We start from the raw sequence: 8,917 nt of genomic DNA on the forward strand, positions 1-8,917 counted from the left end.
GGCTTCCTCCTTCTCCTAAAATTCTAAGCCGTTTTCACGAGCTGCTTCTGCTAAAGCTTGTACACGGCCGTGATATTGGTATCCACCACGGTCAAATTTTACTTCTTTAACGCCTGCTGCTACACCGCGTTCAGCAATAGCTTTACCAACTAATGCTGCACTTGCAGTTTTTGTATCGGCTGTTAATGTTTCTTCGTTAGTAGAGGCACTCGCTACAGTAACACCCGCTACGTCATCAATTAATTGAGCGTAGATGTGTTTATTAGAACGGAATACGTTCAAGCGTGGGCACTCTGCTGTTCCAGAAATGTTGCGACGAACACGCGCATGGCGTTTTTGACGTAATTTATTTTTATCTGGTTTGCTAATCAAAATAGTCACCTCTTTGTTAAATTTCTAAGATTGATCTTCTCAATCTAATTTTATATATGAATTGGATACAAGTAAAAGGAAATAATTGTAATAAATTACAATTATTTACCAGTTTTACCTTCTTTACGACGGATAAATTCGCCAACGTAGTGAATACCTTTACCTTTGTAAGGTTCTGGTAAGCGTACTGAACGAATGTTTGCTGCTAATTCGCCGACGTGTTCTTTGTTGATACCTTTAACGTTGATTGTAGTGTTAGTTGGAACTTCGATTTCGATTCCTTCTGGCACTTCAAATACTACTGGATGTGAGTAACCAACGTTTAATGTTAATGTTTTACCAGCTAATTGTGCACGGTAACCAACACCAGTCATTTCAAGTTTCTTTTCAAAACCTTCAGAAACTCCAACTACCATGTTGTTTACTAATGCACGAGTAGTTCCGTGAATAGAACGTACATCTTTGTGGTCATTAGGACGAGTGAAAGTAATTTCTTTCTCGTCGATTTGGATATCAATAATTGGGTTGAACTCACGAGTTAATTCGCCTTTAGGGCCTTTAACTGTTACAGTTGAACCATTTTTTTCTACGGTTACGTTACTAGGGATCTCGATAATTTTATTACCAATACGACTCATCTAGCCTGCACCTGCCTCTCAATTTTTATTTTTTTTAGTAATTTCGTATTACCAAACGTAAGCTAAAACTTCGCCACCAATTTTTTTAGCACGAGCTACTTTATCAGTTACAACACCTTCAGATGTTGATACTAATGCAGTTCCTAAACCATTTAATACTTTAGGAATTTGGTCGCTTTTAGCGTATACACGTAAACCTGGTTTAGAGATACGTTTTAAGTTAGTGATTACACGTTGGTTGTCGCTTGTGTATTTCATGAATACACGGATAACGTTTTGTTTGTCATCTTCGATAACTTCGTAATCTTTGATATATCCTTCTTCTTTAAGGATTTTAGCAATATTTTCTTTGATTTTTGATGATGGACTTTCAAATGATTCGTGGCGCACCATGTTGGCGTTACGAATACGAGTTAAAAAGTCCGCAATTGGATCTGTCATGACCATTACGAGTACACCCTCCTTTTCTAATTTACCAGAAATTACCAGCTAGCTTTTTTGACTCCAGGAATTTCCCCTTTATAGGCAAGTTCACGAAGGCAAATACGGCACAATTTAAATTTGCGGTAAACTGAATGTGGACGTCCACAACGTTCACAACGAGTATATTCTTGTGTAGAATATTTAGCTGGTCGTTTGTTCTTTTCGATCATTGATTTTTTTGCCAAATTACTCACGCCTCCTTCAAGACTTATTTTTGGAATGGCATTCCTAGTTGTGTTAATAATTCTAATGATTCTTCATCTGATTCTGCAGTCGTAACAATTACGATGTCCATACCACGAACTTTAGATACTTTATCAAAGTCGATTTCTGGGAAGATCAATTGTTCACGGATACCTAATGTATAGTTACCACGACCATCGAATGAGCGGTTGCTGATACCACGGAAGTCACGTACACGAGGTAAAGAAACTGTTACTAACTTGTCTAAGAAGTCATACATACGGTCGCCACGTAAAGTAACTTTAGTACCGATTGGCATACCTTCACGTAAACGGAAACCTGCGATTGATTTCTTAGCAGTTGTAATAACTGGTTTTTGACCTGCAATAAGAGTTAGTTCTTCAACAGCGTTTTCTAAGTTTTTATCGTTAGAAACTGCATCACCAACACCCATGTTGATAACGATTTTATCTAATTTAGGTGCTTGCATGATTGAGCTATAGTTAAATTTTTCAATCAATGAAGGAACTATTTCATTTTTGTATTTTTCTTGTAAACGATTAGTCATTATTCAGCGTCCTCCTCTCCTGATACTGCTTCGGCGATAACTTCGCCTGATTTTTTAGCAACGCGAACGCGTTTGCCGTCTTTAACTTCGATAGCTACACGAGTAGCTTCACCTGTTTTAGGGTCTACTAGTTGTACGTTAGATACATGAATCGGTGCTTCAACTTCAATGATACCGCCTTGAGGGTTCAATTGATTTGGACGTTGATGTTTTTTAACGATGTTAACACCTTCAACAACGACTTTGTCCACTTTTGGCAAAGCTTGTTTTACACGACCTTGTTTGCCTTTATCTTTACCGGCAATAACGACTACTGTGTCATTTGCTTTTACTTTCATTTAAACGGGCACCTCCTTATTTTCTTCAGATTTTAGATTACTTCTGGAGCTAATGAAATAATACGCATATAGTTGTTGTCACGTAATTCACGTGCAACTGGACCAAAGATACGTGTTCCACGAGGAGATTTATCGTCACGAATAATTACACAAGCATTTTCGTCGAATTTGATGTATGAACCATCTGCACGACGAACGCCGCTCTTAGTACGAACGATAACTGCTTTAACGACATCACCTTTTTTGACAACTCCACCTGGTGTTGCATTTTTAACAGTTGCCACGATAACATCACCAATGTTTGCAGTCTTACGGCCAGATCCGCCTAATACTTTAATAGTTAGGACTTCACGTGCGCCTGAGTTATCTGCTACTTTTAAACGAGTTTCTGATTGAATCATTTAATGTACCTCCTTCCAGTTGTTTTAGATAATTACTGATTCTTCTACAATTTCAACAAGACGGAAGCGTTTGTCTTTAGACAATGGACGAGTTTCCGCGATGCGGACGATGTCACCCATTTTTGCTGAATTGTTTTCATCATGTGCTTTGTATTTTTTAGAGTATTTGATACGTTTGCCATACGTTGGATGGAATTTAAAAGTATCTACTTGAACAGTGATTGTTTTCTCCATTTTGTCAGAAACAACACGGCCTTGTAACACTTTGCGGTTATTACGTTCTTCCATGAACAGGTTTCCTCCTTTACTGAAATTTCTTACGCTTCTTGATTACGTAACGCTGTTTTAACACGAGCGATATCTTTACGAACAGCTTTAATACGAGCTGTGTTTTCTAATTGACCAGTCGCCAATTGGAATCGTAAGTTGAATAATTCTTGACGATATTCTTGTTCTTTAGCAGTAAGTTCAGCAGTGGAAAGATCCTTAATATCTGTAAATTTAGTCATTAGATTCACCACCAATTTCACGTTTTACGATTTTTGTACGAATAGGTAATTTGTGAGACGCTAAACGCAATGCTTCTCTTGCTACTTCTTCAGGTACACCAGCGATTTCGAACATGATTTTACCACGTTTTACTGGAGATACCCAACCTTCTGGAGCCCCTTTACCGGAACCCATACGAACACCGATTGCTTTAGCTGTATAAGATTTATGTGGGAAGATTTTAATCCATACTTTCCCACCACGTTTCATGTAACGTGTCATAGCGATACGAGATGCTTCAATTTGACGGTTAGTGATCCATGCTGAATCTACTGCTTGCAAACCAAATTCACCGTATGCAATTTCTTTTCCGCCTTTAGCTTCACCACGCATTTTACCACGGAATTCACGTCTGTGTTTTACACGTTTAGGTACTAACATGTTTTAAGCCTCCCCTTGAATATTTTTTGTTGGAAGGATTTCACCACGGCATACCCATGTTTTGATACCGATTTTACCATAAGTAGTGTCGGCTTCTTCCCATGAGTAGTCGATGTCCGCACGCAATGTATGCAATGGAACAGTTCCTTCTACTTGAGTTTCTGAACGAGCCATTTCAGCACCGTTTAAACGACCAGAAATTTGAACTTTGATACCTTTAGCGCCAGCTTTCATTGTACGTTGGATTGCTTGTTTTTGCGCACGACGGAAAGCAACACGGTTTTCTAATTGTTGAGCGATTGACTCACCAACTAATTTAGCATCTAATTCAGGTTTCTTGATTTCGATGATGTTGATATGAACTTTTTTACCTGTTTGTTGGTTTAAAGCTTTACGTAAAGCGTCAACTTCTGAACCACCTTTACCGATAACCATACCTGGTTTAGCAGTGTGGATGTTCACGTTAACTTTGTTCGCTGCACGTTCAATTTCAATTTTAGATACAGAAGCATCTGCTAATTTTTCATTGATGTAGTCGCGAATTCTTAAGTCTTCGTGTAAAGTGTTTGCAAAGTCTTTTTCTGCATACCAACGAGCGTCCCAGTCTTTAATAACACCGATACGCATACCGATAGGATTAATCTTTTGTCCCATTAATTATGCCTCCTCTGCTGTTTTTACTACCACTGTAATGTGGCTTGTACGTTTGTTAATTGGAGAAGCTGAACCCTTCGCACGTGGACGGAAACGTTTCATTGTTGGTCCTTCGTTAACGAATGCTTCGCTTACTACTAAGTTTGCTGGCTCTAAGCCATAGTTGTGTTCTGCGTTAGCAATTGCTGACATTAACACTTTCTCTACAGCAGGAGATGCTGCACGAGGAGTGTTTTTCAAAATTGCAATAGCTTCACCGACAGTTTTGTTGCGGATTAAATCAACAACTAAACGGGCTTTACGAGCAGAAACGCGAACTGTGTTTGCAGTTGCTTTTGCAGATGTAATTTGTTCTGCCATTTTTTATTTCCTCCTCTCAGATTAACGACGAGTTTTCTTGTCGTCAGCGCCATGTCCTTTGTATGTACGAGTTGGTACGAATTCACCTAATTTGTGACCTACCATATCTTCTTGGATATAAACTGGTACATGTTTGCGGCCATCGTATACAGCAATTGTTAACCCTACAAAGTTAGGGAAAATTGTTGAACGACGAGACCAAGTTTTAATTACTTGTTTCTTTTGTGCGTCTTGTTGTGCAACCACTTTTTTCATTAAATGGTCGTCACAAAAAGGTCCTTTTTTCAAGCTACGGCTCATATTTATTTGGCTCCTTTCGCTATCCTATTTAATGTGATTACTTACTGTTACGACGACGAACAATTAACTTGTTGCTACGTGCGTTCTTATCACGAGTTTTAACACCACGTGCAGGTTTACCCCAAGGAGTCATTGGACTTGGACGTCCGACTGGAGCTTTACCTTCACCACCACCGTGAGGGTGATCATTAGGGTTCATTACAGAACCACGAACTGTAGGGCGTTTACCAGCCCAACGAGAACGACCAGCTTTACCAACTGTGATCAAGCTGTGTTGTTCGTTACCTACAACACCGATTGTTGCACGGCAAGTACCCAAGATCATACGAACTTCACCAGAAGTTAAACGTACTAATACGTATTTATCTTCTTTACCTAAAACTTGTGCGCTGGCACCAGCTGAACGAACTAATTGTCCACCTTTACCAGGTTTAGTTTCAATGTTGTGAATTAAAGTACCCACTGGGATATCTTTTAATTGTTTTGCGTTACCAACTTTAATATCTGCGCCTTCACCAGATGAAATGCGAGTACCTACAGTCAAGCCTTTAGGAGCAAGGATGTAAGCTTTAACACCGTCTGTGTAGTGAATTAATGCAATGTTAGCTGAACGGTTTGGATCGTATTCAATTGCTTTAACGACACCTTCGACGTTATCTTTGTTACGTTTGAAGTCGATGATACGGTAAGCTTGTTTGTGTCCACCACCTTGATGACGAACAGTGATACGACCGTTGTTGTTACGACCAGCACGTTTGCTTTGAGATTCTAGTAAAGTTTTTTCAGGAGTAGTTTTAGTGATTTCTGAGAAATCAGAACCTGACATGTTACGACGTCCGTTAGACGTTGCTTTATAGATTTTAATCGCCACGCGAATTTCCTCCTATCTTATTTATTATTCTGCTTCGTTTCCGAAGATTTCGATTGATTGTTCTTCAGAGATGGTTACGATTGCTTTACGGCGTTTACGAGTATAGCCAGCAAATTTACCCATACGTTTTAATTTACCACGAACATTCAAGATGTTTACGTTTTTAACGTCTACGTTGAAAAGTTCTTCGATTGCTTGTTTCACTTGAGTTTTGTTTGCTTTAGTAGCAACTTCAAAAGTGTATTTGTTATCTTCCATGATCTTCATTGATTCTTCAGTGATGATTGGGCGAATAATTACGTCGTGTGCCAACATTATGCTAGTACCTCCTCTACAGTAGAAAGTGCTGCTTTAGTGATGACTACTTTTTCAGCATTAACTAAATCAAATACGTTAACGTTGTTTTCATCAACCACTTTTACGTTTGGTAAGTTACGAGCTGATAATTGTGCGTTGTCGTTGTCTTTGTTAATAACAACTAAAACTTTATTTTCAACTTGTAAGTTATTCAACACTTCTTGGAATAATTGTGTTTTTGGTGTTTCGAATGCTAATTCGTCAACAACGATGAAGTTGTTTTCAGCAACCTTGTTAGATAATGCTGAACGTAAAGCTAAACGACGAACTTTACGAGGTAATTTGTAAGCATAAGAACGAGGTGTTGGACCGAATGCACGACCACCACCAACCCATTGTGGAGAACGGATTGAACCTTGACGAGCACGTCCTGTACCTTTTTGACGCCATGGTTTACGACCACCACCGCGAACTTCTGAACGGCCTTTCACTGAGTGAGTACCTTGACGTAAAGAAGCTTGTTGCATAATTACAACATCGTAAATTGCATTTTCATTTGGTTCGATTGCGAAGATATCATCGTTTAAAGTGATTTCGCCAGCTTGTGAACCATCTTGTTTAAATAATGTAATGTTTGCCATGAAATTGTTCCTCCTTCCTGGTATTATTCAGCAGATTTAACTGCAGATTTGATTGTTACCATAGATTTTTTAGAACCTGGAACGTTACCTTTAATTAAGATGACGTTGCGCTCTGCATCTACTTTAACGATTTCTAGGTTTTGGATAGTGATTTGTTGACCACCCATTTGACCTGGTAAGTTTTTACCTTTGAATACTTTTGAAGCATCAGATGCCATACCCATAGAACCTGGCGCACGGTGATAATGAGAACCGTGAGACATAGGACCACGTGATTGACCATGACGCTTGATAGCACCTTGGAATCCTTTACCTTTTGAAGTACCCGTAACATCAACGATGTCTCCTGCTTGGAAGATATCAACCTTGATTTCTGATCCAACTTCGTATTCTCCTAGCTCAACATCTTTGAATTCTTTAATGAAGCGCTTAGGAGTAGTTTCTGCTTTTGCTACATGACCTTTGTGAGGTTTGTTTGCTAACACTTCACGTTTGTCTTCAAAACCAACTTGAATAGCTTCATAGCCATCTGTCTCGATTGTTTTAGCTTGTAAAACAACGTTTGGTTGTGCTTCGATAACTGTTACTGGTACTAATTCACCAGACTCTGTGAAGAATTGAGTCATACCTACTTTTTTTCCTAAGATTCCTTTAGTCATGAGTACACCTCCGTATAATTTTTATTTTTTATTAATATTGGGTTAACCAATTGATTGCGATGATTCTGGAATTATAATTTGATTTCGATGTCTACGCCTGATGGTAAATCTAATTTCATTAACGCATCAACAGTTTTAGGTGTTGGGTTAACGATATCGATTAAACGTTTGTGCGTACGCATTTCGAATTGTTCACGTGAATCCTTGTATTTGTGTGTTGCACGGATTACTGTGAATAGAGAACGTTCAGTTGGCAATGGAACTGGCCCTGAAACTTCTGCTCCCGTACGTTGTGCAGTTTCAACAATTTTAGCTGCTGATTGATCTAAAGCACGGTGTTCGTAAGCTTTTAAACGGATACGAATTTTTTGTTTTGCCATGATTTTTTTCCTCCTCGTCATATTTTAAATTTGACTTGCTCCGTATGAATTACCGGCCACCCTTATGGCAATGCTCCCGGGTGTGTCGCAACCTCATACATCACTGCTTGTTGTTGTATCAACGTTTTGACGGTTGATACGTTGGTGTCCTATAAAACGGCACCTAATCAGTATACAAAATTTCACTAGGCAGTGCAAGCTTTTTCTTGAGTTTTTTCAAAATAAATGGCGATTTTTCGCGATTTCTCCAAAATAGCCTATTTTTTACTCTTCTATGCCAACGCGTCCTAGTGTTTCATTTACTGTAATTTTTTGTGCGCTGCCCTCAATCTCGGCAACGCGTCCTAGTGTATCTTTAACAACTAGGTCTATTATACATGATTCATGGCATAACGCCATATTTTTTCAATGATATTTCTATTAAATTTTGCATTGATGTCTTGCGGGTCTATTACATAGCCTTCTATCGCATTTGCATCGTTCATGACCATCAAGGCAATCTGATTAAAGTTCAAGCTTTGTACACTTGCAGCTTGTCCTTCTTTTACTTGTGCATTTGCTTTTTCTAATGTCGTGAAGCTTTGTAAGTATTGCTTACCATCCTTCGTCTGATAAGTTCGCCAGTACTGACTGTCTTTCGTAGAAGCTTGATCTGGTGTGCCACTACGATCCTCTTCTATAAGATATAAACTCGCTTTGGGCATACCCGTCATTAGTGCTAAGGTTGTTAATGGATTACGGTCAGCCTTATAGTGTGTTAATAAGCTTACTAAGTCCGCTGCTGTCATTTCTTTTTTCATGATTCACCTACTTTCTTCTACCTGAATAATTCATACCTCTAT

The 8,917-nt window shown here is 38.9% G+C and carries 19 protein-coding genes; all 19 read right to left on the reverse strand.

The window, feature by feature from the left end; genetic code table 11:
• Window positions 1–15: 15 nt before the first annotated feature.
• Window positions 16–381, reverse strand: a complete 366-nt coding sequence (gene rplR, locus EF384_RS07655) for a 50S ribosomal protein L18 (protein WP_094517801.1) — start codon at window positions 379–381, stop codon at window positions 16–18.
• A 92-nt stretch (window positions 382–473) separates the two neighbouring features.
• The gene (gene rplF, locus EF384_RS07660) at window positions 474–1,010 is read right to left on the reverse strand and encodes a 50S ribosomal protein L6 (RefSeq protein ID WP_123780844.1); all 537 of its coding nucleotides are present in this window, start codon (window positions 1,008–1,010) and stop codon (window positions 474–476) included.
• Window positions 1,011–1,058: 48 nt separating this feature from the next.
• Complete coding sequence (rpsH, locus tag EF384_RS07665; protein ID WP_094517799.1) at window positions 1,059–1,457, reverse strand: 30S ribosomal protein S8; 399 nt, start codon at window positions 1,455–1,457, stop codon at window positions 1,059–1,061.
• 35 nt (window positions 1,458–1,492) lie between these two features.
• Window positions 1,493–1,678 carry a type Z 30S ribosomal protein S14 gene (locus EF384_RS07670; protein WP_094517798.1) on the reverse strand — a complete coding sequence of 62 codons (186 nt, stop codon included), beginning with the start codon at window positions 1,676–1,678 and terminating at the stop codon, window positions 1,493–1,495.
• A 23-nt stretch (window positions 1,679–1,701) separates the two neighbouring features.
• Window positions 1,702–2,244, reverse strand: coding sequence for a 50S ribosomal protein L5 (gene rplE / locus EF384_RS07675; RefSeq protein ID WP_123780846.1), 543 nt, complete (start codon window positions 2,242–2,244; stop codon window positions 1,702–1,704).
• Window positions 2,244–2,582 carry a 50S ribosomal protein L24 gene (rplX, locus tag EF384_RS07680; RefSeq protein WP_123780848.1) on the reverse strand — a complete coding sequence of 113 codons (339 nt, stop codon included), beginning with the start codon at window positions 2,580–2,582 and terminating at the stop codon, window positions 2,244–2,246. Before rplX ends, rplE begins: the two co-directional genes overlap by 1 nt.
• Before the next feature lie 32 nt (window positions 2,583–2,614).
• Complete coding sequence (gene rplN / locus EF384_RS07685) at window positions 2,615–2,983, reverse strand: 50S ribosomal protein L14 (RefSeq protein WP_123780850.1); 369 nt, start codon at window positions 2,981–2,983, stop codon at window positions 2,615–2,617.
• A 24-nt stretch (window positions 2,984–3,007) separates the two neighbouring features.
• On the reverse strand, window positions 3,008–3,271 hold the full coding sequence (rpsQ, locus tag EF384_RS07690; protein WP_123780852.1) for a 30S ribosomal protein S17: 264 nt from the start codon (window positions 3,269–3,271) through the stop codon (window positions 3,008–3,010).
• A gap of 29 nt (window positions 3,272–3,300) precedes the next feature.
• On the reverse strand, window positions 3,301–3,492 hold the full coding sequence (gene rpmC, locus EF384_RS07695; protein WP_004262569.1) for a 50S ribosomal protein L29: 192 nt from the start codon (window positions 3,490–3,492) through the stop codon (window positions 3,301–3,303).
• On the reverse strand, window positions 3,485–3,913 hold the full coding sequence (rplP, locus tag EF384_RS07700; protein ID WP_123780854.1) for a 50S ribosomal protein L16: 429 nt from the start codon (window positions 3,911–3,913) through the stop codon (window positions 3,485–3,487). The genes rpmC and rplP overlap by 8 nt, the downstream gene beginning before the upstream one ends.
• 3 nt (window positions 3,914–3,916) lie before the next feature.
• Window positions 3,917–4,567 (reverse strand): 30S ribosomal protein S3, encoded by a 651-nt coding sequence (gene rpsC / locus EF384_RS07705; RefSeq protein ID WP_123780856.1) that lies wholly within the window; start codon window positions 4,565–4,567, stop codon window positions 3,917–3,919.
• A 3-nt stretch (window positions 4,568–4,570) separates the two neighbouring features.
• Window positions 4,571–4,927: a 50S ribosomal protein L22 gene (gene rplV, locus EF384_RS07710; RefSeq protein ID WP_094517792.1), complete on the reverse strand. Its 357-nt coding sequence runs from the start codon at window positions 4,925–4,927 to the stop codon at window positions 4,571–4,573.
• Window positions 4,928–4,948: 21 nt separating this feature from the next.
• Entirely contained in the window at window positions 4,949–5,227 is a 279-nt protein-coding gene (rpsS, locus tag EF384_RS07715) for a 30S ribosomal protein S19 (protein ID WP_094517791.1), read from the reverse strand.
• Window positions 5,228–5,264: 37 nt separating this feature from the next.
• Window positions 5,265–6,098, reverse strand: coding sequence for a 50S ribosomal protein L2 (rplB, locus tag EF384_RS07720; RefSeq protein ID WP_123780858.1), 834 nt, complete (start codon window positions 6,096–6,098; stop codon window positions 5,265–5,267).
• A 24-nt stretch (window positions 6,099–6,122) separates the two neighbouring features.
• Window positions 6,123–6,413: a 50S ribosomal protein L23 gene (gene rplW / locus EF384_RS07725; RefSeq protein WP_123780860.1), complete on the reverse strand. Its 291-nt coding sequence runs from the start codon at window positions 6,411–6,413 to the stop codon at window positions 6,123–6,125.
• Entirely contained in the window at window positions 6,413–7,036 is a 624-nt protein-coding gene (gene rplD / locus EF384_RS07730) for a 50S ribosomal protein L4 (RefSeq protein WP_123780862.1), read from the reverse strand. The genes rplW and rplD overlap by 1 nt, the downstream gene beginning before the upstream one ends.
• A gap of 23 nt (window positions 7,037–7,059) precedes the next feature.
• The gene (gene rplC, locus EF384_RS07735) at window positions 7,060–7,695 is read right to left on the reverse strand and encodes a 50S ribosomal protein L3 (RefSeq protein ID WP_094517787.1); all 636 of its coding nucleotides are present in this window, start codon (window positions 7,693–7,695) and stop codon (window positions 7,060–7,062) included.
• A gap of 71 nt (window positions 7,696–7,766) precedes the next feature.
• Window positions 7,767–8,075: a 30S ribosomal protein S10 gene (gene rpsJ / locus EF384_RS07740; protein WP_123780864.1), complete on the reverse strand. Its 309-nt coding sequence runs from the start codon at window positions 8,073–8,075 to the stop codon at window positions 7,767–7,769.
• Between the two features lie 371 nt (window positions 8,076–8,446).
• Window positions 8,447–8,875, reverse strand: coding sequence for an SseB family protein (locus tag EF384_RS07745; RefSeq protein WP_123780866.1), 429 nt, complete (start codon window positions 8,873–8,875; stop codon window positions 8,447–8,449).
• Window positions 8,876–8,917 lie beyond the last annotated feature (42 nt).

It is taken from the genome of Aerococcus agrisoli (assembly GCF_003797145.1).
In the GTDB taxonomy this organism is placed as follows: Bacteria; Bacillota; Bacilli; order Lactobacillales; family Aerococcaceae; genus Aerococcus; species Aerococcus agrisoli.